The sequence below is a fragment of the Arthrobacter sp. NPDC056691 genome (assembly GCF_042791415.1).
Classification (GTDB): domain Bacteria; phylum Actinomycetota; class Actinomycetes; order Actinomycetales; family Micrococcaceae; genus Arthrobacter.
On record NZ_JBHTXX010000010.1, the window covers coordinates 59,250 to 81,703 of the forward strand.

Genomic DNA, 22,454 nt, shown 5'->3' on the forward strand with positions numbered 1-22,454 from the left:
GCACCACACCTGCCGGGCTGCACACCCGCATTTTCGGGGCGCGACACGATCACAACTAAGGAGACAACGCATGGTTTTTGGGCGGGGCAAGAAAGCCAAGAAGCAGGAATCGGCAGAGCCGGAGGACGTCCGGGAGGACGCCACCCCAGATCCGGCCGCGAATCCTGTGGACGACCGCAGGGCCAACGGCCCCTTCGACGTCTCCGAGATCAGCAGCCGCGACGGCTATGTGGACCTCGGCGCCCTTCTCATTGCCCCCCGCGACGGACTACAGCTCCGGCTTGAAGTCGAGGAAGCAACCCAGCGCGTCGTCGCCGTGACCATGGACCTCGAGGGGTCAAGCCTGCAGCTGCAGGCGTTTGCCGCACCCCGCTCCGAAGGGCTCTGGGACGAGATCCGGGAGCAGATCGGGCAGTCTGTCGGCGGCCAGGGCGGCCAGGTCGAGGAGATCCCGGGGGACTACGGCGTCGAACTCGTGGCCAAGCTGCCGGCTGGCGCCCCGGACGGCAGCCAGGGTTACCGCGTTGCCCGCTTCGTCGGCGTCGACGGCCCCCGCTGGTTCCTCCGCGGCGTTTTCGGCGGCGAAGCCGCGCTGGACCGTGAAGCGGCAGCCAGCCTCGAGGACCTTTTCCGGAAGATCGTGGTCATCCGGGGTGAGAACCCCATGCCGCCGAGGGACCTGCTGCAGCTGCGCCTGCCCAAGGACGCCGCCGGATCCGTGCCCCCTGCAGCGCCGGACCTCGAGCAGCCGGAGCGCGGGCCGGAGATCACCCAGATTGGTTGATGCAGGCGGCCCGCAGGACCAGGCGGTACCGATTCGCGGGCTGCCGGAGCGCGGGCGCGTCCTGTGCCACGGATTTATCGAGTCGGTGACCTACGCGCCCCCGTCAGAGGTGGCAGCTTTCGCGGCCATCGTCTCGGACCATGACACCCTTCCCGCGGAGCGGCGCGGGCGGCTCCGCGTCATTTGGCTGGGCCGCCGCCGAATTCCGGGGATCGACGCCGGGACCGAACTCAGGCTCGAAGGCATGCTGACCGTAAGAGAAGGCATGTCCACCATGTTCAACCCCCGCTACGAGATACTGTCCCGCCAGGAGAACCAATGACTTTGCCTGAGAACCCCGATTCGGGACCGGGCCGCGAAGAACCCAAGCCGGCGCCCGAGACCCCGGGTTTCGCCGGGCTGGCCGAGGACTACGCGTCCAAGGCAGGGCTGCACCGCACGCACGACGGCCGCATCGACGTCCTGAAGAGCGCCGGCGGCTACCAGGGAATCGCGGAGAGCATCCTGCCCGGCCTGGTCTTCCTGGTCGCCTTTACCGTCACCACCGCACTGACGCCGTCGCTCATCGCAGCGCTGGGCACTGCAGCCGTCTTCACCGTGGTCCGGCTCGTGCAGCGCCGCCCGCTGACCCAGGCGCTGGCCGGCGTCGTTGGCGTGGGCATCTCAGCGTGGCTCGCCAACACCACGGGCAAGGCGGAGGACTTCTACCTTCCGGGATTCCTGGCGAACTCGGCCTACATTGTGGCGATGGTCATCTCCATTGCCGTCCGTTGGCCGATCGCCGGCCTGCTGTTCGGGTTCATCCGGAACGAGGGCCTGGACTGGCGCAAGGACCCGGCCCGGGTCCGCGCCTACCGGCTGGGCACATGGATCATCGTCAGTGTCCTGGCGCTGCGCCTGCTGGTGCAGGTTCCCCTGTACCTGATGGGGCCGGAGGGGCTGGCCGCGCTGGCCACCACCAGGCTCATCATGGGTGCGCCGCTGTACATCCTCGGCGTGTGGATCGCCTGGCTCGTCACGCGGCCCGCGGCAACGCCTGACGGTCAGCCGTCGAAGCCGTCGTCGTCCAGCTGATCTGACCGGGACGCCTGTTCCGCGGTTGCCGGGCCCGCCGCCGCAGCGGCGGGGGTCGCCGGGGTATCGCGTGGCTCCTGCCCTTCATCGTCATCTGGTCCCGGCCGCTCGCCGGAGCCGGGTGACAGCAGCTCGCGGAGCTGGTCTTCGGCCGCGATGGTGGTGACGAAAAACAGTTCGTCGCCACCGTCGATGACGTCGTCCCGGCTGGGCGTGATCGGTGCCTGGTCCCGCAGGATGGCCACGAGCGTGGAGTCCTCCGGCCAGTCGATGGCGCCGACCGTGAGGCCGATGGCGTGCGAGTCGTGCGGCACCGTGAACTCGACTATGGAAGACACGCCCGTCTGCAGGGTCAGCAGCCGGACGAGGTCGCCGATCTCCACAGCTTCCTCCACAAGGGCCGTCATCAGCTGGGGCGTGTTCACCGCAACGTCGACGCCCCACGAGTCGTTGAACATCCAGTCGTTCTTCGGGTTGTTCACGCGCCCCACGGTGCGCCCGATGCCGAACTCGGTCTTGGCCAGCAGCGAGACGACGAGATTCACCTTGTCATCGCCGGTGGCGGAAACCACCACGTCAGCGTCCTCGAGCCTGGCGTCCTGCAGGGTGCTCAGTTCGCACGCGTCGCCCACCAGCCAGTGCGCGCCGCGCAGGCCGCTGCGCCCGATCACTTCGGGCTTGAGGTCAATGAGCAGGATCTCGTGCTTATGGGACAGCAGCTCACGGGCAATCGAGGAGCCGACGCTTCCGGCCCCGACGATGACGACTTTCACTTAGGACTCCTTGGCGGGTGCTTTGGCGAGGATGTGGGCGACTTCGGACGTTCGGTCCACCCGCAGCATGGCATGCACCGTGTCGCCGTCCTGGTAGGAGGTGCCCGCGGCGGGCAGCATGCCCTCGCCGAACCGGGTCAGGTAGGCGACCCGGACGTCGGCCGCCTTTTCGATGGACGTGACCGGATGGCCCACCCATTCCGGGTGCAGGTCCAGTTCGGCCAGCACGAGGCGGCCGGACGGGTCGCGGAAGTCCCCGGCAAGGTGCTGTTCGGGAAGGATGCGGCGCAGGACCTGGTCGGCGCTCCAGCGCACCGCGGCCACGGTGGGGATACCCAGGCGCTGGTAGATCTCGGCGCGGCCGGGATCGTAGATCCGGGCCACCACGTGCGGCACATGGAACGTCTCCCGCGCCACCCTGGTTGCCAGGATGTTGGAGTTGTCGCCGCTGGAGACGGCGGCAAAGGCATAGGCATCCGCAACGCCCGCCTGCTTCAGGGTGTCGCGGTCAAAGCCGACGCCGGTGACTTTCCGGCCGGTGAAGCCCGAGCGGAGGCGGCGGAAGGCGCGGTCGTCCTGGTCGATGATGGCCACCGAATGGCCGGCATCCTCGAGCGTGTGCGCCAAGGTGGCCCCGACGCGTCCACAACCCATGATCACGAAGTGCGCCACGCGTTCTCTCCTCAACTCTCGCCGACTGCTCCGTAAGACTCTACCGCCGGAAACCTGCCATGACATCGCGTGCGAATCAGACTAACTTTGTGTGGTGCTGACAATTCTGAATGCCGTGAAGCGCGTGCTGGTGGGAAGGCCCTTCCGGAACGACAGGATGGCCCACACCCTGCTGCCGAAGCGGATCGCGCTCCCCATCTTCGCCTCGGACGCATTGTCCTCCGTGGCCTACGCCCCCGATGAGATTCTTCTCACGCTGGCCCTGGCCGGCGTGAGCGCGGTGGCCATCTCCCCGCTCGTGGGCCTCGCCGTCATGGTGGTCCTGCTCACGGTGGTGGCGTCCTACCGGCAGAACGTCCACGCCTATCCGTCCGGCGGCGGTGACTACGAGATCGCCAACGAAAACCTGGGCAAGTTCGCCGGGCTGACTGTCGCCGCGGCCCTGCTGGTGGACTACGTCCTGACCGTCGCCGTGTCCATGTCCTCCGCGGCCGCCTACCTCACCACCGCCATTCCCTCGCTGCATGGGCAGCAGGCCATCATCGCCACCATCGGCGTCGTGATCCTGGCCCTGGTCAACCTGCGCGGCATCAAGGAAGCCGGCAGCGTCTTCGCGGTACCGACGTACATCTTCATGGCCTCCATCCTGGGCATGACCGCCGTCGGCGTCTTTCAGGCGGCCACCGGCCAGCTGGGCCAGGCGCCGTCGGCCGCGTTCACGATCGTCCCCTCACCCGACTTCGACCAGGGACTCGTGGGCCTCGCCGGCGCGTTCCTGCTGCTGCGCGCCTTTTCCTCCGGCGCCGCCGCCCTGACCGGTGTGGAAGCGATCAGCAACGGCGTGCCGAACTTCCAGAAGCCCAAGAGCAAGAACGCGGCCACCACGCTGCTGCTGCTCGGGATCATCGCCTCGGCCATGCTGGCAGGAATCATCTACCTGGCCAACGCCACCAAGGTGCACATCGTGCTCGACCCCGCCACCGAATTCCGGCTCAACGGGCAGCCCCTGCCCGAGAGCTATATCCAGAACCCGGCCATCAGCCAGATTGCGCAGACCATCTTCGGCGCCGGGTCCATTCCGTTCTACATCGTGGTCGCGGCCACCGGCGTCATCCTGGTGTTTGCCTCCAATACGGCCTTCAACGGCTTCCCGGTGCTGGGCTCCATCCTTGCCCAGGACGGCTACCTGCCGCGGCAGCTGCGCACCCGCGGCGACAGGCTCGCCTTCAGCAACGGCGTGCTTGCCCTGGCCGCCGGTGCGCTGGTGCTCATCCTGTCGTTCAACGCCGATGTGACCAAGCTCATCCAGCTGTATATCGTCGGTGTTTTCATCTCCTTCACGGCCAGCCAGCTGGGCATGGTCCGGCACTGGGGCCGGGAGCTGAAACTGGCCAAGGACAAGGCGGTGCGCCGCCGCATCATCAAGTCGCGCACCATCAACATGACCGGCTTCGGCATGACCGCGCTGGTGCTCGTGATCGTGCTGATCACCAAGTTCGAACAGGGGGCCTGGATTGCCCTGCTCGCCATGTTCGTCCTGTTCCTCATCATGTGGAGCATCCGCGCCCACTACGACAACGTGGCCAAGGAGCTGGCGGTCGACGAGGATTCGTCGCCGCGCGCCCTGCCCACCCGCGTGCACGCCGTGCTGCTGGTGTCCCATGTCCGCAAGCCCGTGCTCCGGGCGCTTGCCTACGCGCGTGCCTCCCGGCCGTCGCGGCTGGACGCCATCACCGTTGACATCAACGCCGAGGAGACAGCGCACACGCTCGCCGACTGGGAGAAGCTGGAGATCCCGGTTCCGCTGACCATCCTCGCCAGCCCCTACCGCGAGACGGTCACGCCGATCATGGATTACATCAAGAACATGCGCCGGGACTCGCCCAGGGACCTCATCGTGGTCTACATCCCCGAGTATGTGGTGGGTAAATGGTGGGAACAGCTGGTGCACAACCAGACAGCCCTCCGCATCAAGACCCGGCTCCACTTTGAGCCCGGCGTCATGGTTGCCAGCGTTCCCTGGCAGCTCAAATCATCCGAAGAAGCCAAGAGACTGCAGGACATTCAATGAGCCCGGACACCCAGACCACCTCCACCGGACTCGAACTGGTGGTCGACGTCGGCCCAGTTGCGCACGGCGGACACTGCGTGGCCCGGCACGAGGGCCGCGTGGTCTTCGTCCGCCACGGCATCCCGGGCGAGCGGGTGCGGGTCCGGCTCACCGATGCCGGGGAGAAGGCCAAGTTCTGGCGGGCGGACGTTGTGGAAGTCCTGGCTGGTTCCCCGGACCGGGTACCGCACTTCTGGCGGACGGCCGACTCCGCCGGCTCCTGGGCGCACGGGCGCCCGCCGGTCGGCGGCGCAGAACTTGGCCACGTGTCCCTGCAGCGCCAGCGGAGCCTCAAAGCGGAGGTGCTGGCCGAACAGCTCAGGCGGCTGGCCGCCGTCGAACTTTCCCCGGTTGTTGAAGCGGTCAGGGCGGCAAACACCACAACGGACGACGCCGGAACAACTGACAGTGCCGGAACAACTGACAGTGCCGGAACAGCGGACGACGGCGGGGCCGGGCTTGCGTGGCGCACTCGCGCCAGCTTTGGGGTCACCCAGAGCGGCCGGCTCGGCATGCACGCCCACCGCTCCGACCAGGTGATCCCTGTGCAGGAGATGCCGCTGGCCGTCGACGGGATCAACGCCCTGCGGCTGTGGGATGTGGACCTTCAGGGCATCGAGCGGGTGGAGGTGGCCGCGCCCGCCAACGGCTCGCGGCCGCTTGTGCTGCTGGCCCCGGCTCCCGGAACGCGCGCCAAACGGCTGAACTCCATCCTGTCCCAGCTCCCCGCGGACGTGTCCGTGGCCAGTTACGATCCCCTCAAGAATGAGACGCTGCAGCTCCGCGGCCGGACCTGGGTGCAGGAATCTGCGGCCGGCCACGACTACCGTGTCACGGGGGCGGGCTTCTGGCAGATCCACCGCGACGCACCGGAAACCCTGGTGGGTGCCGTCACCGGATTCCTGCACGAGGGCGGTTTCCTGGAACCCGGCGCCTCGGTGGCGGACCTCTACGCCGGTGCGGGGCTGTTCACCGCGCCGCTGGCCGACGCGGTGGGGGAGACCGGGTCGGTGCTGTCCGTGGAGGGTGCGCCCGGCACCAGCCGGGACGCCCGGAAAAACCTGCACGGTTCACCGCAGGTGGAGATCGTGCAGGGCAAGGTGGAGCGGGTGCTCCGGCAGCGGCCGCGCCAGTTCGACGCCCTCATTCTCGACCCGCCGCGCGCCGGCGCGGGCAAGGCAGTGGTCAGCCAGCTGATTGCCTCAAACCCCCGCGCCATTGCCTACATTTCCTGCGACCCGTCGTCGTTCGCACGCGACATTGGTTACTTCCAGCAGGGCGGCTGGCAGCTGTCCGGGCTGCGTGCCTTCGACCTGTACCCGCACACGCACCACCTGGAGACCGTCGCACTGCTGACTCCCCGCGGGTGATGCCACTACTATGGGCGATGTAGCCCCCGTCGCGCCCGTGTTCCCGGCTGACCATGCAGTTTGATGCGACCGGCACTAATTAGGGTGTCCTAACTAGCAAGCGGTCAACCGCGCGACAAAGATGAAACTGTTGCGAGAGGAGTCCTGCGATGAGCACTGTGGACAGCTTCGGTTCAAAAGGCAAACTTGATGTTGCCGGAACCGAATACGAAATTTTCCGGTTGAACTCCGTTGAAGGTTCAGAAACCCTTCCGTTCAGCCTTAAGGTACTGCTTGAAAACCTGCTGAGGACCGAGGACGGCGCGAACATCACCGCCGATCACGTTCGCGCCCTGGCAGGATGGGACCCGAATGCCCAGCCCGACACCGAAATCCAGTTCACGCCTGCCCGCGTGATCATGCAGGACTTCACTGGTGTTCCCTGCGTGGTGGACCTTGCCACCATGCGTGAGGCTGTCAAGGAGCTCGGCGGTGATCCGAAGAGGGTGAACCCGCTGGCTCCGGCCGAGATGGTCATTGACCACTCCGTCCAGATCGACGTTTTCGGTAACTCCGGCGCACTGGAGCGCAACATGGAGATCGAATACCAGCGCAATGGTGAGCGCTACCAGTTCCTGCGCTGGGGCCAGACCGCGTTCGACGACTTCAAGGTTGTCCCGCCGGGAACCGGCATCGTGCACCAGGTCAACATCGAATACCTGGCCCGCACCATCATGACCCGCGAGGTGAATGGCGCGCTGCGTGCCTACCCCGACACCTGCGTCGGCACCGACTCGCACACCACCATGGTCAACGGCCTGGGCGTGCTCGGCTGGGGCGTCGGCGGTATCGAAGCCGAGGCTGCCATGCTGGGCCAGCCGGTTTCCATGCTGATCCCGCGCGTGGTGGGCTTCAAGCTCAGCGGCAGCATTCCTGCCGGTGCCACCGCCACCGACGTGGTGCTCACCATCACCGAGATGCTCCGCAAGCACGGTGTTGTTGGCAAGTTCGTGGAATTCTACGGCGAAGGCGTGGCCGCCGTGCCGCTGGCCAACCGCGCCACCATCGGCAACATGAGCCCGGAGTTCGGCTCCACGGCTGCCATGTTCCCGATCGACGACGTCACCCTCGACTACCTGCGCCTCACCGGCCGCCCCGAGGAGAACGTTGCCCTCGTGGAGGCCTACGCCAAGGAACAGGGCCTCTGGCACGATCCGTCCCGCGAGCTGCGCTTCTCCGAGTACCTCGAGCTGGACCTCTCCACCGTGGTTCCGTCGATCGCCGGCCCGAAGCGTCCGCAGGACCGCATCGAGCTGACCGAGGCCAAGGACGAATTCCGCCACGACCTCAAGAACTACGTCACCCACGATGCCGACGCCGGCACCCTGGACGAGTCGCTGGAGGAAAGCTTCCCGGCTTCCGACCCGCCCTCGTTCACCACCGGCGGCACCCACGTGACCGACACCGACCGCGTTCCGCCGAAGTACTCCGCCGCGCATGGTGCCGAGGGCCGCCTTTCCAGCCCCGTCGCCGTGAAGATGGAGGACGGCCGCGAGTTCGACCTGGACCACGGAGCGGTGACCATCGCGTCGATCACCTCGTGCACCAACACGTCCAACCCCTCGGTCATGCTTGCCGCCGCGGTGCTGGCACGCAACGCCGTGAACAAGGGCCTCACCGCCAAGCCGTGGGTCAAGACCTCTGTCGCCCCCGGCTCCAAGGTGGTCACCGACTACTACGAGAAGTCGGGCCTCACCCCGTACCTGGAGAAGCTGGGCTTCTACATCGTGGGCTACGGCTGCGCCACCTGCATCGGCAACTCCGGCCCGCTGGAAGCCGAAATCTCCGAGGCCATCCAGGCCAACGATCTAGCCGTCAGCGCCGTGCTCTCGGGCAACCGCAACTTCGAAGGCCGCATCAACCCGGACGTCAAGATGAACTACCTGGCCTCCCCGCCGCTGGTCATCGCTTACGCCCTGGCCGGTTCCATGGACTTCGACTTCGAAACCGATGCCCTGGGCAAGGACGAAGCAGGCAACGACGTCTTCCTCAAGGACATCTGGCCCAACCCGGTCGAGGTCCAGGAAGTCATCGACTCCTCCATCGACAAGGAGATGTTCGCCAAGGGCTACGAGGGCGTCTTCGAGGGCGACGACCGCTGGAAGGCACTCGACACCCCCGCCGGCGATACCTTCGCCTGGGATGCGAAGTCCACCTACGTCCGGAAGCCCCCGTACTTCGAGGGCATGAAGGCCCAGCCGGAGCCCGTCCAGGACATCAGCGGCGCCCGCGTGCTGCTCAAGCTCGGCGACTCCGTCACCACGGACCACATCTCCCCGGCCGGTTCGTTCAAGTCCGACACCCCTGCCGGCCAGTACCTGCTGGCCAACGGTGTGGAGCGCAAGGACTTCAACTCCTACGGCTCGCGCCGCGGCAACCACGAGGTCATGATCCGCGGCACGTTCGCGAACATCCGCATCAAGAACCAGCTCCTGGACGGCGTGGAGGGCGGCTTCACCCGCGACTTCAGCCAGGCTGACGGCCCGCAGGCCTACGTCTACGACGCCGCCCAGAACTACCAGGCAGCCGGCACCCCGCTGGTAGTCCTGGCCGGCAAGGAGTACGGCTCCGGTTCGTCCCGTGACTGGGCAGCCAAGGGCACGGCACTGCTGGGCGTCAAGGCCGTCGTCGCCGAGAGCTACGAGCGCATCCACCGCTCAAACCTCATCGGCATGGGCGTTCTTCCGCTGCAGTTCCCGGCCGGCGAGTCCGCTGCCACGCTGGGCCTGACGGGCACGGAAACCTTCGCCGTTGAGGGCGTCACCGCCCTCAACGAAGGCACCACGCCCAAGACCCTCAAGGTCACCGCCACCGCCGAGGACGGCTCCGCCAAGTCCTTCGACGCAGTGCTCCGCATCGACACCCCGGGTGAAGCGGACTACTACCGCAACGGCGGCATCCTGCAGTACGTCCTGCGCCAGATCTCCGCCAACTAGCGGGACATAAGCCGGGGCCAGCCCCGGTAAGCAGTGCGAAAGGGCCCCGGCCGGTCAGCAGACCGGCCGGGGCTTCTGCATTGCTGCCAGCGCGGAGGCGTTAGAGTTAATAGGCATGTCTACCAGCCGAAGGAGGGGCCGTTGGGAATCTTGGAGACCATCCGGAATCCGCAGGACCTGAGCAAGTTGTCAGCGGCGCAGCTGGATCAGCTGGCCGCCGAGGTCAGGGAATTCCTGATCGGCAACGTCTCCCAGACGGGAGGGCACCTGGGTCCCAACCTCGGCGTCGTCGAACTGACCATGGCGGTGCACCGGATCTTCGATTCGCCCCGCGACAGCATCGTCTTTGATACCGGCCACCAGTCGTACGTGCACAAGCTCCTGACCGGACGGCACGACTTCAGCACCCTCCGCCAGCAGGGTGGCCTGTCCGGCTACCCGGACCGTGCCGAGTCCGAGCACGACATCGTGGAAAGCTCACACGCCTCGTCCTCGCTGTCCTGGGCTGACGGCATTTCCCGCGCCCGCCAGCTGACGGGTGACGGCGACCGGTACGTCGTCGCCGTGGTCGGAGACGGCGCCCTCACCGGCGGCATGGCCTGGGAAGCCATCAACAACATCGCGGCGGACAAGAAGCGCCGCGTCGTGATTGTCGTGAACGACAACGGCCGCTCCTATGCACCAACCGTCGGAGGATTTGCAGACTACCTCGCGTCACTGCGCCCCACCATCGACTCCCTCCGTGCCGCCCCCGCCTACGAGGGCGCCCTGGACTGGTGGAAGAAGAGGCTCCAGAACGGCGGCCCCGCCGGCCAGTTCACCTACAAGAGCCTGCACGCCATGAAGAAGGGCATCAAGGACTGGTGGGCCCCGCAGGGCATGTTCGAGGACCTCGGCATGAAGTACATCGGCCCGGTGGACGGCCACAACCTCCAGGCCATGGAACACGCCCTCTCCACCGCCAAAAACTTCGCCGGACCGGTCATCGTGCACGCCATGACCGAGAAGGGGCACGGGTACGCACCGGCACGCGCCCACGAAGCGGACCAGTTCCACGCCGTCGGGATCATCGACCCCGAAACGGGCGAGCCCACAGAAGCCGGCGGCGCGAAATCCTGGACGTCAGTGTTCGCCGACGAAATCGCGGACATCGCCGACGAGCGCAAGGACATCGTCGGCATCACCGGCGCCATGCTCATCCCGGTCGGGCTGCACAAGTTCGCGGCGCGGTACCCGGAACGCGTGTTCGACGTCGGCATCGCAGAACAGCACGCCCTCACCTCCGCGGCGGGCATGGCTTTCGGCGGGCTGCACCCCGTGGTGGCCGTCTACGCCACCTTCCTCAACCGCGCCTTCGACCAACTCCTCATGGACGTCGCCCTGCACAAGGCCGGCGTGACCGTTGTCCTGGACCGCGCCGGAGTCACCGGCCCTGACGGAGCGAGCCATCACGGGATGTGGGACATGGCCATGGTCCAGATCGTTCCCGGGCTGCACCTGGCCGCGCCCCGCGACGCCACACGGCTGCGCGAGGAACTCCGCGAAGCCGTCGCCATCGGGGACGCCCCCACGGTCATCCGCTATTCCAAGGGAACGGTCGGCGCCGAGGTCGAGGCCATCGAGCGGCTGGCCGACGGAGTGGACGTGCTGTCCCGCCGCCCGGCCGGCTCCACCGAAAACGACGTCCTGATCGTCAGCGTGGGTGCCATGTCCGAGCTGGCCCTGAACGTCGCCAACCGGCTGGGTGCCCAGGGCATCAGCTCCACCGTCGTGGACCCGCGCTGGGTCCTCCCCGTCCGGAAATCGATCATCGCCTTGGCCGCCAGGCACCGCCTTGTCATCTGCATCGAGGACGGCGTCCGGGCCGGGGGAGTCGGGTCCAGGATCCGCCAGGAAATGCGCGCCGCCGGCGTGGACACCGCCCTAAACGAGGTTGGCCTGCCGGTGGAGTTCCTTGACCACGGCACCCGAAGCCAGGTGCTGGAACGGGTCGGCCTCACCGCCCAGCAGATTACCCACGACGTCGTCGCCCAGGTTCTCGGGACCAAGGTCCCGTTCGCGCGTCCGCTGCCCGGCCAGGAACACCCCACCACGGGAAGCCTGCCCAAACTGTGAGGGAGCCCGATTCCCTGCAGCCAGGCGAACTGGTGGTGTCCCGGAACCGTAAATGGGACGGCTCGGCCCACTGGGTGGTGCCCGGCCGGTACCTCGGCGAGGACCGGCACGGCTGGTGGATCTTCCAGCCGGCCAATGAGTTCTGCGCCCGCCCCGGCGCCGCCTTCTACACGGCATCCGACGCCGTGCTCCTGGTTCCCCGGACCGGGGAGTTCGTAGTCACCTTCTATGACGACACTTACCCGGGCGACTTCCGCGTCTACGTCGACCTGGCCACCGGCCACGAGTGGCGCCGGATCAAGCCCGGTGTGACGGAATTCCATGCCATCGACATGGACCTCGACGTGATCCGTTCGGTGACACGCGGCGTGTTCGTCGACGACGAGGACGAGTTTGCGGAGCACCGGCTGCGCATGGAGTACCCTGAGACGCTGGTGCGCACCATTCAGGCAGCGTGCGACGCCCTGTTCCTTGCCGTCAAGGGCCAGGATGCCCCCTTCGACGGCACCGACACCACCTGGTTTACGAGAGGACGGGCATGAGCGGAATTATCCGGGTCTACAAGCGCGACGACGAAGGGACCCTGCTGTTCCGGGAAGCCTGGTACGACGAGGACTACAGCCAGTTCGTCATGAACCACGGCGCCGTAGGCCACCAGAGCAAGACCCAGGAGACCGACGTCCCCGACGCCGAGGCCGCCGAACGCCTGATGGACGCCTTCGAGATGGCCTGCACCGAGGACGGTTACGCGGAAATTCCCGACGCGGAGCAGTACTGGGTGGTGGCCCAGTACGCACTCAAGACCAAAGAAGGCACCAGCCGCGACCGCTACCTCGAGGAAAAAGCGAAGGACGCGCTGTCCGGCCACCTGGCCTGGCGCGGCCTGGGCATGGTGGACCGCTCCGAATTCAGCGACGCCAAGCTCAACATCTTCTGCCTCTGCCCGGACGTGAACAAGGCCGTGAACGCGATCAAGGTCTGCATCCGCGGCGAGGACCTGGACTTCACCAAGCTGAGCATCGGAGCTGCCCCGTTCGGCGACCTCTCGGCCCTCAAGCTCAAGCATTCACCCAAGCAGGTGACCGGCTTCACCCTCTAAAAGCGGTTCAAGCACCTCACGCAGTCAAAGCACAAGGGAAGGCAGAACGTCATGACGAAGAAGTCAGCCAAGCCGGGCCGCACGCCGCTTCCGCGGGGCCTGGCCTCGCCCGACCGCAGAATCCTCGCCCATTCCGGTGTGGAGTCCCTCGAGCAGCTGGCGCAGTTCGGCCGGCGCCAGCTGGCGGCGCTGCCCGGCATCTGCCCGCGGACACTCGCCCAGCTCCAGGATGCGCTGGAGGAGCACGGCCTGGACTTCGCCTCCGCCTGAGCAGGTCCGCCTGCGCCGGGCCGCGAAAGCCGCCCCCTGCGCCGTTATAGGGTGATTGCATGACTGAATACCGCCGTCTTGGAAAGTCCGGACTGACCGTCTCCGTCGTGGGCCTCGGCTGCAACAACCTGGGCCGGGCAAACACGGTGACCGAATCGCAGGAGGGGACGGACGCCGTCGTGCATGCCGCCCTCGACGCCGGCGTGACGCTCTTTGACGTCGCCGACACCTACGGCCGGGAACCGGGACTCAGCGAAACGATGCTGGGCAAAGCCCTGGGCGCCAGGCGCGGCGACGTCGTGGTGGCCACCAAGTTCGGCATGGACATGCGCGGAGCCAACGGCGAGGACTTCGGCGCGCGCGGTTCGCGCCGCTACGTCATCCGCGCCGCCGAAGCCTCCCTGCGCCGGCTCGGCACCGACTACATCGACCTGTACCAGTTCCACACGCCCGACCCCCTGACGCCCATCGAGGAGACCCTCGACGCGCTGAACGACCTCGTCACCAGCGGCAAGGTGCGCTACCTCGGCCACTCGAACCGCGCCGGCTGGCAGATCGCCGAGGCAGAATTCGTGGCCCGCGCCCGCGGCGGAGCCCGGTTTGTCTCCGCGCAGAACCACTACAACCTCCTGGACCGCCGCGCCGAGCAGGAGGTCACCCCCGCCGCCGAGGCCTACGGGCTGGGTGTGCTGCCCTACTTCCCGCTGGCCAACGGCCTGCTGACCGGCAAGTACGCGCAGGACCAGGCGCCCGAAGGTTCACGCCTCAGCCACACGCGGACCAACCTGGTGCATGACGCCGACTGGCAGCAGCTGAAGGCGTTCAGTGCGTTCGCCGCCGCCCGCGACCTGACCGAAGTGCAGGTGGCCTTCTCCTGGCTTGCGGCGCAGCCGTCGGTCAGCAGCGTGATTGCCGGCGCCACCCGCCCGGAACAGGTCCGGCAGAACGCCGGGGCGGTGGCCTGGGTGCCGGACCGTGCCGAACTCGACGAACTGGATGCCATCTTCCCGCAGACCCCCAAGGTGGCCCTGTTCTGATGCCGTCCATCCTCATGGATGTTGACACCGGGATCGACGACGCCCTCGCGCTGGTCTACCTGCTGTCCCGGCCGGAGGTCAGGCTGGAAGCCATCACGTGCACGGCGGGCAACGTGGGAGCCCGCCAGGTGGCCCTGAACAACCTCGCCTTGCTGGAGCTCTGCGGCCGGGCCGGCATTGAAGTGGCCGTGGGCGCGGAAGTGCCCCTGGAGATCCCGCTGGTCACCACCGAGGAAACCCACGGCCCGCAGGGGATCGGCTATGCCGAGCTCCCGCCGCCGAACCAGGAAATATCAACGCGGCACGCCGTGGACGTGTGGGTGGAGACGGTCCGGGCACAGCCGGGCCGGATCACAGGGCTCATTACCGGGCCGCTGACCAACTTCGCGCTGGCGCTGCGCCGGGAACCGGATCTTCCCAAACTGCTCCAGGGGCTGGTCATCATGGGCGGCTGCTTCAACTACCAGGGCAACACCACGCCGACGGCGGAGTGGAACGTTTCGGTGGACCCGCACGCGGCCGCGGAGGTCTTCGCCGCCTACAGCGGCCTTCCGGAGGAAAGCCTCCCGGTGGTGTGTGCGCTCGAGACCACGGAACGCATCGAACTGCGGCCCGAGCACCTGCAGCGGCTGGCCGCGGCTGCCGGGGCCGAACCGGAACTCGTGCTGCCTGACCAGCCGGAAGGCCAGCGCAGCCAGTCGGGCAATCCGCTCGTGGCGTGCCTCTCGGATGCCATCCGTTTCTACATGGAGTTCCACCGGCTCTACGGCCAGGGCTTCATCGCGCACATGCACGACGCCTTCGCTGCGGCCGCAGCCATCGGGCGGACTCCCTACGGCACGCGTCCGGCCACCGTGCACGTCGAAACGGACTCGCCCCGCCTCGTCGGGACCACCGTCGCCGACTTCCGGGGCATCTGGAAAGAGCCGTTCAATGCCAGGATCGTCACCTCGAACCACCCCGCGCAGTGCTTCGACGAACTGATCTCGTCGGTGGGGGCGCTGGCCGCCGCGGTGGGGAAGCAGCCGCTGTAGCCGGACCGTAGCACGGTGTGCACGCAGGTCGGTAGGATGGTAGCCGCGCCGAGGTGACATAGGCGCCTGCTTCCGCGCACGCGGAACATCACGCCACGGGTGCGGGACCCGCCGTTTTCAGCCTAAGGATCCACCATGTCACAGCCGTCCCTGACCCTTCCTCCCACGGACCGGAAAGCTGTCCGCCGGCGGAGGGTCCTCGAACTGCTCGGTGCCGCGGCCATCGCCGCCACGTTCGTCTTCCTGGTCCTCACCCAGCCTGCCGACATTGCCGGCGGGATCGGCAGCGTTTCCTCGCTCGTTGCGCTGGGCGGCTTCCTCCTCGGTGCCCTGCTGCTGATCGTGGGCGTGCTTCCCACCCTGCCCACGTCCACCGTGGTGCTCATCCCCGTGGCGCTGGTACTGAACATCGTGCTGGGACAGCTCATGGGCACCAGCGGCCTGCCGTTCTACCTCGACTCCATCGGAACCGTGCTCATCGCCGTGCTGGCCGGACCCGCGGCCGGCGCCGCCACCGGCGCCCTGAGCAGCATCGTGTGGTCGTTCTTCAACCCGACGGTCCTGCCCTTCGCGGCCGGCGCCGCACTGATCGGCTTCCTGGCCGGCGTGGCCGCACGGTACGGGCTGTTCCGCCGGTTCTACCTGGCGCCGGTTGCCGGCTTCGTGACCGGCATCATCGCCGGCGTGGTGTCCGCACCGATTGCCGCGTTCGTCTTCGGCGGCACCTCCGGGGTAGGGACCGGTGCAATCGTCAGCGCCTTCCGGGCCATGGGCGACACCCTGCTGGCCGCCATCACCAAGCAGGCCCTGATTTCCGACCCCATGGACAAGGCCATCGTCTTCGCCATCGCCGCCATGCTGGTCTACGCCCTGCCCCGGCGCACCACGTTCCAGTTCCCCTTCGTCCGCCGCTTCCGCGTCCTGGCCGGCAAGGAGCCGGCCGCACGGAATTCCTGACGCCGGAACCGCCGGTCAGGTGTCCCCGCGACTGAACCCGCTGACCGCGCTGACTGCCGCCGTCGCCGTCCTGGTTATGACGACGGCGGCCGACAGTTGGGCGGTATCCCTCACCGTGGCAGCCGGAGCAGTCCTGCTGTCCGCTGCCGCGGGCACCGTGCGGCGTGTCCTGCTGGCCGCGGCCGCCATCATTGTGCCGTTCTGGCTGTCGCTGCTGGTCATCCACGGCCTCTTCTTCCCGGAGGGGCGCACCGTGCTGGCCAGCTGGGGCCCTGCCCGGGTCACGGCAGAGGGGCTGGCTTTCGCCCTGGCGATGGGGCTCCGCACCGCCGCCTTCGTCCTGGTGCTGATGGTGTTTTCTTTCAGCGTCAGGGTCCCCGAACTGGTTGCCGCCCTGGCTGCCCGCCGTGTTCCGCCTCAGGTGGGGTATGTGCTGGCGTCCACGCTGCTGCTTGCCCCGCTAGTCGTGGCGCGGCTGGAAAAGGTCCGCCAGGCGCAGGAGTCGCGCGGCCTCGTGGTGGGACGGGGTCTAGGCAGCCGGGCTGCGGCCATCCGGCTGCAGATGGTGCCGCTGGTGCTGGGCCTGGTCCACGACGCCGGCGTTCGTGCCCAGTCCCTCGACGCCAGGGGGTTCCGGAGCGCCGGTCCCCGGACCAGCTACATGGAGGTTCCCGATTCAGCCGGCCAGGCGGCCTTCCGCATTGTGGTTGTCCTGCTTGCCCTGGCAGCCGTCGCGTGGCGCGTCGCTGATGCGCTTTCCGCCGGGTCACTGTCTGCGTTGTCCCTTTCAGAGGGTGTCCTGGGATGATCGCGGACAGGATTGCCGCAACGACTCTGGTGGCCTCCATCGGCTCGTTTTCGTACCACGGCGACGCCGGGCCCGCGCTGACCGGGGTGCAGGTGGCCGCGGCACCCGGCAGGCTGACGGCGGTGCTGGGCGGATCCGGCAGCGGCAAATCCACGCTGGGACGGCTCCTTGGTGCCTGGCTGCTCGGCGGGCGGGACGGATCGCTGGCCGGGAGCCTCCAGCTGAAGGTGGCAGGGGATCCCGCCAGCAGCCATCCGCTGCTCTTTACCGGAACGACGGATGATCCGCGGATCGATCCCGGGGCCTGGGCACGGCACGTCGGCTACGTGCCGCAGGACGCAGCGTCCATGCTGTCGGCGGTTCGCGGAACCGTGGCGGAGGAGCTCGCCTTCAGCCTGGAAAACCGCGGCGTTCCCCGCCCCGACATGGTGCGCACCGTGGCCGACATTGCCCGCCGGACCGGACTTGACGGGCTCCTGCAGCGGGATCCCGCGACCCTGTCCGGCGGCGAGCTCCGCCGTTTGGCCGTGGGCTGCGCCGTGGTGGACGGGCCCGGCGTCCTGGTCCTCGACGAGCCGCTGGAGTCCCTGGACCAGGCCGGGATCCGGACCGTCGTGGAGCTGATCCATGCCGAGCTGGCCCGGGGCACAGCCGTGGTGGTGCTGAGCCAGCACGCCGATGCGCTGACCCGCGCCGCGGAGCGCTGGCTGGTGCTGAAGGACGGGGAGGCGACAGCGGCTGGACTGCCGGGCAGGATCCTGCAGGGCGGGGCGCTGGCTGAGTCCGGCGTCGTCATCCGGGCCGCCGAACCGGGACTGGGGCCCGAGCCGCCCTCGGTGTTGACGCTTCCCATTGCGGAGGCTGCCGGCGGAACCGCTGCCGGCGGAACCACTGCGGTTGGCACCGCTCCCGTTGGAACTATTGCAGCCCTGGAGCTGGCGGATGTGGCCTTCGGTTTCGGGGCAGGCCAGCCGGCTACGGCGGACAGCCTGCTCCTGCACGATGTTGACCTGCAGGTGATGCCGGGGGAAATTGTCGCCGTGACCGGACCCAACGGTGCCGGAAAGTCCACGCTGCTCCGGCTCCTCAACGGTTTGTACCGGCCGCTTCGCGGGGACGTCCGCGTGTCCGGCGAGTCCATTGCCGGCGTTCCCACGGGGCTGGTGGCCCGCCGGCTGGGGCTCCTGTTCCAGCACCCCCATGACCAGCTGTTCGAGCGGACCGCGATGCGGGAGGTGCTGTTCGGACTGGACCAGCTTTTCGGCAACGGGGCGCAGGAACGGGCAACCGCAGCCCTGGCCGCCGTCGGCCTTGGAGACAGCGGAAGCGCCCATCCCCATGAGCTGCCGGCATCCGGCCAGCGGTTGTTGGCCCTCGCCACCGTCCTTGCCCGCGAACCGTCGGTGCTGGCGCTCGATGAACCAACAGTGGCCCTGGACGCCCACGGCCTGGAGCTGCTCACCGCCACTGTGTCAGCGGCAGCCGGCCGCGGCGCCGCCGTCGTGATGGTCACGCACGACCTCGGGTTCGCCAAGGCTCACGCGCACCGGCTGCTCAGGCTCGACGGCGGCCGGCTCCGGCCGCACTGACAGCGACTTCACCAGCCGCTTTGGTTTCCCTGCAGCCGCATAGCTCGGGGTCGAGCGCGAACGGACAGTTGGGGCCCCTCCGAGCGGGGCCTCAACTGTCCGTTCTCGCTGTGTCAGGAGTGGGAGGGTCAGGAACGGGATGCCACACCCGGCGGCAGAAACCGCCTGCCGTTGACGCGCTCCGAGGCTCCCACCCTGTCGAGGTAGGGGGTGATCCCGCCCAGGAACATGGGCCAGCCGGCGCCAAGGACCATGCACAGGTCGACGTCCTGGGGGGCTGCCACCACACCCTCCCCGAGCATCAGCCCGATCTCTTCAGCCAGGGCGTCCTGGGTCCGGCGCAGTACTTCGTCTGCGGTGGACGGTGTGCTGCCAAAGGACAGCAGGGCCGTGGTGGCCGCAGGGATCTCCTGCGTGCCGTCCGCTGCCGTGGACCACAGGGACCGGATGTTGTTGTCGACCAGTTTCTGCAGGTTCTGCGAGACCGGGAAACGGTCCCCGAAGGCCGCATGCAGGGACTCCTGGACGTGCTGGGCCACCGGCAGTCCCACCATGGCGAGGAGGGTGAACGGCGTCATGGGAAGACCCATGGGGCGCAGCGCGGCATCAGCAACGTCGGCCGGCGTGCCTTCGTCGAAGGCGGCCGTGACTTCACCCAAGAGCCGCAGCAGGATCCGGTTGACCACGAACGCCGGGGCGTCCTTGACCAGGACTGCTGTCTTTTTCAGGCCCCTGGCGAGTTCGAAAGCAGTAGCAAGAACGGCGTCGTTGGTCTTCGGTGCCCGGACGATCTCCAGCAGCGGCATGACGGCCACCGGATTGAAGAAATGGAAGCCCACCAGGCGCTCCGGGTGCCGCAGGTCCGCCGCCATGGCTGTCACGGACAATGAGGAGGTGTTGGTGGCGAGGATGCAGTCAGGCCGGACGATGGCCTCAAGCTCGGCGAACACCTGCTTCTTGACGTTGAGTTCCTCGAACACCGCCTCGATGACGAAGTCGGCGTCTGCGAACGGCTCCTTGGAAACAGACCCTGTCACGAGCGCCTTGGCCCGGGTGCCGGCGTCCGTGCTGACGCGCCCCTTGGCCAGCAGCTTGTCCACCTCGGCGTGGACGTAGCCGACTCCCTTGTCCACCCGGTCCTGGTCGATGTCGGTGAGGACGACTGGCACCCCGAGCTGGCGCGCGAACAGCAGGGCGAGCTGGCTGGCCATCAGGCCGGCCCCCACCACGCCGATTTTTGTGACGGGCCTGGCGAGCTCGCGGCCTGGGGCACCGGCGGGCCGCCTGGCCCGCTTCTGGACGAGATCGAGGAAGGCGTAAACGGTGGCACGGAACTCATCGGTCTGCATGAGGCCGGCCAGCGTTTCGCATTCGAGCACGGCCGACTCGGCCTGGGCCAGGGTGCGGTTCGCCGCCATGATGTTCAGCACCTCGGCCGGCGCCGGGGAGGCGTTGGACGTTTTGGCTTCGACGAAGGCGCGGCCGGCGGCCACGGCATCCGCCCAGCGGACGGCAACCGCGGGGTCGGCGGGATCGACGGCGGCAGGCCGTTCCGGTGCCGCGCCGCCAGCGACAATGCGCGCAGCCCAGGCGATCGACTGCGCCAGGAAATTTTCCGGTTCGAACAGCGCATCCGCGATGCCGAGCTCGAAAGCTTCGGCGCCGGACAGTGTGCGGTTGTTGTTCAGCGCGTTCCCGATCATCACCTTCACCGCATTCTCCGGCCCGATCAAACGCGGGAGAAGGTACACACCGCCCCATCCGGGCACCAGCCCCAGGAAGGCCTCGGGAAGCGCCAGTGCCCCGGCGCCGGTGGACACCGTGCGGTAGGTGGACTGCAGGGCGATTTCGAGGCCGCCGCCAAGTGCCACGCCGTTGATAAAGGCGAAGCTGGGAACGCCGAGGCTGGCCAGCGTGGAGTAGACCTCGTGGCCCAGTTGGGCCATCCACAGGCCGTGTTCCCGCTCCTGCAGCTTTGTGACTGCGGAGAGGTCGGCGCCGGCTACGAAGAAGTTCGGCTTGCCCGTCACACCCACGGCCGCGACCGCGCCCGCGGCAGCCCGCTCGCGCAGCCCTTCGAGGACGGTGCCCAGTTCTACGAGGGTATTGGGGCCAAGTGTGGTGGGTTTGGCGGGGCCCAGACCGTTGTCCAGGGTGATCAGGGCGAGAACGCCGGGGCTGGCCTCGCCGTCCGCGGCCGGGAGTTCGATGTCCTGTACTGACGAATGTGTGACAGCCTCATCCGGGAAGAGATCGGCTAGCTTGCGGAAATCTGCGGCGCTCATTCTGTGGCTCCTCAGTGAGACGGGCGGACCGGTCCGAGGCGGGACAGCCGGGACCGGGCATCAGTAAACCCAACGTTACTCGTGAGTAACATTGGCTGCAACCGGTGCAATCCGTGCACGGGCCCCCGAAGCCCAGGCTCTCCTAGGCGGAGGATTCCTTGGGCTCCCTGGCCTCCTTGGGCGGAAGCGGCTGGGGGTTGAGGAACGCGGCGGTGATCAGCGGAGCCACCAGTTCCACCTGCCACGGCCGGGCACCCAGTTCGCGCAGTTCCCCGGCGATGGCGGCTTCGCTGACGTCCGCCGGCGGCCGCCACGCGACACGGCGAAGGTAGTCCGGGGTCAGCAGGTTTTCAAGTGGAAGCTTGAGCCCGTCCGCTGTCTCCTGCAGCAGTGGCCTGGCGGTCTGCAGCCGCTCGGCCGCGGCGAGGTCGCGGTCGGCCCAGACCCGCGGGGGCGGCGGGGCATTGGTGGGCAGGTGCAGCGGCGGAAGGTCTTCGAGTGCCCGGGCCGCGGCGATGCAGCGCAGCCAGCGCGGGGCCTCCCGCTGGGCGGCCCTGCCGTGGAACCCTTTGGTGCCGAGCAGTTGCGGGACGGTTGCCGGCATCGCCTTGGCGGCGGCGACGAGGGCCGAGTCGGGAATGAGCCGGCCGGGGGCGACATCGCGCTTCTGGGCCAGCGCATCGCGTTCCAGCCACAGCTCCCGCACTGCGGCCAGCTGGCGGCGGTCCCGGATCTGATGGAGTCCGGACGTCTTGCGCCAGGGGTCCACCCTCGGCGCAGCGAGCCCGGCGGACAGGATCGCGGCGAACTCCTGCTCGGCGTATTCGAGTTTTCCGTCCTCTTCGAGCAGTTCGATGAGTTCCTCGCGCAGTTCCGTCAGGACTTCGACGTCGAGCGCTGCGTACCGGAGCCAGGGTTCCGGCAGGGGGCGGGTGGACCAGTCGGCTGCCGAGTGCTCCTTGGCGAGACCGAAACCGAGCAGCTGCTCGATCACGGCCGCGAGGCCAACACGGGGAAGGCCTGCGAGCCGGGCTGCAAGTTCGGTGTCGAAAAGCCTGTCCGGCCACATGCCCAGTTCCGACAGGCAGGGGAGGTCCTGGCTGGCCGCGTGCAGGATCCATTCGACGCCGCGCAGGGCATCATTGATGATCCGCAGGTCCTCGAACGGCTCGGGGTCGATCAGCCAGGTACCGGAACCTTCCCGGCGGATCTGCACCAGAAACGCGCGCTGCCCGTAGCGGAAGCCCGAGGCGCGTTCCGCGTCGACACCGGCCGGGCCCGTGCCCGCGGCGATCGCCGCGGCACAGCGTTCCAGCCCTGCCTGGGTTTCGATGACCAGAGGCACCCCGTCGCGGGGGGAATCGAGATCGATGACAACGGGGACCCGGCTGTCAAAGCCTTCCACCGTTATATGGGGTGTGTTTTCAGCAGCCGGAGCGCCGGCCGTGGTGTTATCCGGATTTTGAGGGGTCATGATGACCCTAGTTTACCGGCAGCAGGCC

At 67.9% G+C, this 22,454-nt stretch carries 19 protein-coding genes; 15 read left to right on the forward strand and 4 right to left on the reverse strand.

From position 1 onward, the window contains the following. The first annotated feature begins 70 nt into the window (after nucleotides 1–70). Genes ACFRAU_RS10545 through ACFRAU_RS10555 form a run of 3 tightly spaced genes read left to right on the forward strand, consistent with a single transcriptional unit; the run spans nucleotide 71 to nucleotide 1,858 of the window. On the forward strand, nucleotides 71–784 hold the full coding sequence (locus tag ACFRAU_RS10545) for a DUF3710 domain-containing protein (protein WP_377999859.1): 714 nt from the start codon (nucleotides 71–73) through the stop codon (nucleotides 782–784). Beyond that, a complete protein-coding gene (locus ACFRAU_RS10550; protein ID WP_377993986.1) occupies nucleotides 777–1,106 on the forward strand; it encodes a hypothetical protein in 330 nt (109 codons plus the stop codon). The genes ACFRAU_RS10545 and ACFRAU_RS10550 overlap by 8 nt, the downstream gene beginning before the upstream one ends. Next, a complete protein-coding gene (locus ACFRAU_RS10555) occupies nucleotides 1,103–1,858 on the forward strand; it encodes a DUF3159 domain-containing protein (protein ID WP_377993987.1) in 756 nt (251 codons plus the stop codon). The genes ACFRAU_RS10550 and ACFRAU_RS10555 overlap by 4 nt, the downstream gene beginning before the upstream one ends. Here the strand turns inward: ACFRAU_RS10555 and ACFRAU_RS10560 are convergent. After that, nucleotides 1,828–2,631 carry a potassium channel family protein gene (locus ACFRAU_RS10560; protein ID WP_377999860.1) on the reverse strand — a complete coding sequence of 268 codons (804 nt, stop codon included), beginning with the start codon at nucleotides 2,629–2,631 and terminating at the stop codon, nucleotides 1,828–1,830. The two genes, ACFRAU_RS10555 and ACFRAU_RS10560, sit on opposite strands and share 31 nt — an antisense overlap. Further along, entirely contained in the window at nucleotides 2,632–3,303 is a 672-nt protein-coding gene (locus ACFRAU_RS10565) for a potassium channel family protein (protein ID WP_377999861.1), read from the reverse strand. Nucleotides 3,304–3,397: 94 nt separating this feature from the next. Between ACFRAU_RS10565 and ACFRAU_RS10570 the strand changes: the two genes are divergently transcribed. The 12 genes from ACFRAU_RS10570 to ACFRAU_RS10625 all read left to right on the forward strand — a co-directional run bounded on the left by ACFRAU_RS10570 (nucleotide 3,398) and on the right by ACFRAU_RS10625 (nucleotide 18,667). Next, the gene (locus ACFRAU_RS10570; protein WP_377993990.1) at nucleotides 3,398–5,374 is read left to right on the forward strand and encodes an APC family permease; all 1,977 of its coding nucleotides are present in this window, start codon (nucleotides 3,398–3,400) and stop codon (nucleotides 5,372–5,374) included. Continuing rightward, nucleotides 5,371–6,783, forward strand: a complete 1,413-nt coding sequence (locus ACFRAU_RS10575) for a class I SAM-dependent RNA methyltransferase (protein ID WP_377999862.1) — start codon at nucleotides 5,371–5,373, stop codon at nucleotides 6,781–6,783. The genes ACFRAU_RS10570 and ACFRAU_RS10575 overlap by 4 nt, the downstream gene beginning before the upstream one ends. Before the next feature lie 149 nt (nucleotides 6,784–6,932). Further along, entirely contained in the window at nucleotides 6,933–9,758 is a 2,826-nt protein-coding gene (locus ACFRAU_RS10580; RefSeq protein ID WP_377993992.1) for an aconitate hydratase, read from the forward strand. Nucleotides 9,759–9,899: 141 nt separating this feature from the next. Beyond that, nucleotides 9,900–11,873: a 1-deoxy-D-xylulose-5-phosphate synthase gene (gene dxs, locus ACFRAU_RS10585; protein WP_377999863.1), complete on the forward strand. Its 1,974-nt coding sequence runs from the start codon at nucleotides 9,900–9,902 to the stop codon at nucleotides 11,871–11,873. Then, a complete protein-coding gene (locus tag ACFRAU_RS10590) occupies nucleotides 11,870–12,415 on the forward strand; it encodes a DUF402 domain-containing protein (RefSeq protein ID WP_377999864.1) in 546 nt (181 codons plus the stop codon). The genes dxs and ACFRAU_RS10590 overlap by 4 nt, the downstream gene beginning before the upstream one ends. After that, nucleotides 12,412–12,972 carry a hypothetical protein gene (locus ACFRAU_RS10595; protein WP_377993995.1) on the forward strand — a complete coding sequence of 187 codons (561 nt, stop codon included), beginning with the start codon at nucleotides 12,412–12,414 and terminating at the stop codon, nucleotides 12,970–12,972. Before ACFRAU_RS10590 ends, ACFRAU_RS10595 begins: the two co-directional genes overlap by 4 nt. A 51-nt stretch (nucleotides 12,973–13,023) precedes the next feature. Continuing rightward, nucleotides 13,024–13,242, forward strand: coding sequence for a hypothetical protein (locus tag ACFRAU_RS10600; RefSeq protein ID WP_331574772.1), 219 nt, complete (start codon nucleotides 13,024–13,026; stop codon nucleotides 13,240–13,242). Between the two features lie 59 nt (nucleotides 13,243–13,301). Then, the gene (locus ACFRAU_RS10605; RefSeq protein WP_377993996.1) at nucleotides 13,302–14,279 is read left to right on the forward strand and encodes an aldo/keto reductase; all 978 of its coding nucleotides are present in this window, start codon (nucleotides 13,302–13,304) and stop codon (nucleotides 14,277–14,279) included. Further along, nucleotides 14,279–15,313 carry a nucleoside hydrolase gene (locus ACFRAU_RS10610; RefSeq protein ID WP_377999865.1) on the forward strand — a complete coding sequence of 345 codons (1,035 nt, stop codon included), beginning with the start codon at nucleotides 14,279–14,281 and terminating at the stop codon, nucleotides 15,311–15,313. Before ACFRAU_RS10605 ends, ACFRAU_RS10610 begins: the two co-directional genes overlap by 1 nt. 135 nt (nucleotides 15,314–15,448) lie before the next feature. Then, nucleotides 15,449–16,270: an ECF transporter S component gene (locus ACFRAU_RS10615; protein ID WP_377999866.1), complete on the forward strand. Its 822-nt coding sequence runs from the start codon at nucleotides 15,449–15,451 to the stop codon at nucleotides 16,268–16,270. Nucleotides 16,271–16,289: 19 nt separating this feature from the next. Next, nucleotides 16,290–17,078, forward strand: coding sequence for an energy-coupling factor transporter transmembrane component T family protein (locus ACFRAU_RS10620; RefSeq protein ID WP_377999867.1), 789 nt, complete (start codon nucleotides 16,290–16,292; stop codon nucleotides 17,076–17,078). Next, nucleotides 17,075–18,667 carry an ABC transporter ATP-binding protein gene (locus tag ACFRAU_RS10625; protein ID WP_377999868.1) on the forward strand — a complete coding sequence of 531 codons (1,593 nt, stop codon included), beginning with the start codon at nucleotides 17,075–17,077 and terminating at the stop codon, nucleotides 18,665–18,667. Before ACFRAU_RS10620 ends, ACFRAU_RS10625 begins: the two co-directional genes overlap by 4 nt. Before the next feature lie 128 nt (nucleotides 18,668–18,795). Here the strand turns inward: ACFRAU_RS10625 and ACFRAU_RS10630 are convergent, their stop codons facing one another. Continuing rightward, the gene (locus ACFRAU_RS10630) at nucleotides 18,796–20,952 is read right to left on the reverse strand and encodes a 3-hydroxyacyl-CoA dehydrogenase NAD-binding domain-containing protein (protein WP_377999869.1); all 2,157 of its coding nucleotides are present in this window, start codon (nucleotides 20,950–20,952) and stop codon (nucleotides 18,796–18,798) included. Nucleotides 20,953–21,094: 142 nt separating this feature from the next. Further along, nucleotides 21,095–22,426, reverse strand: a complete 1,332-nt coding sequence (locus ACFRAU_RS10635) for an HRDC domain-containing protein (protein ID WP_377994002.1) — start codon at nucleotides 22,424–22,426, stop codon at nucleotides 21,095–21,097. Nucleotides 22,427–22,454: the final 28 nt, after the last annotated feature.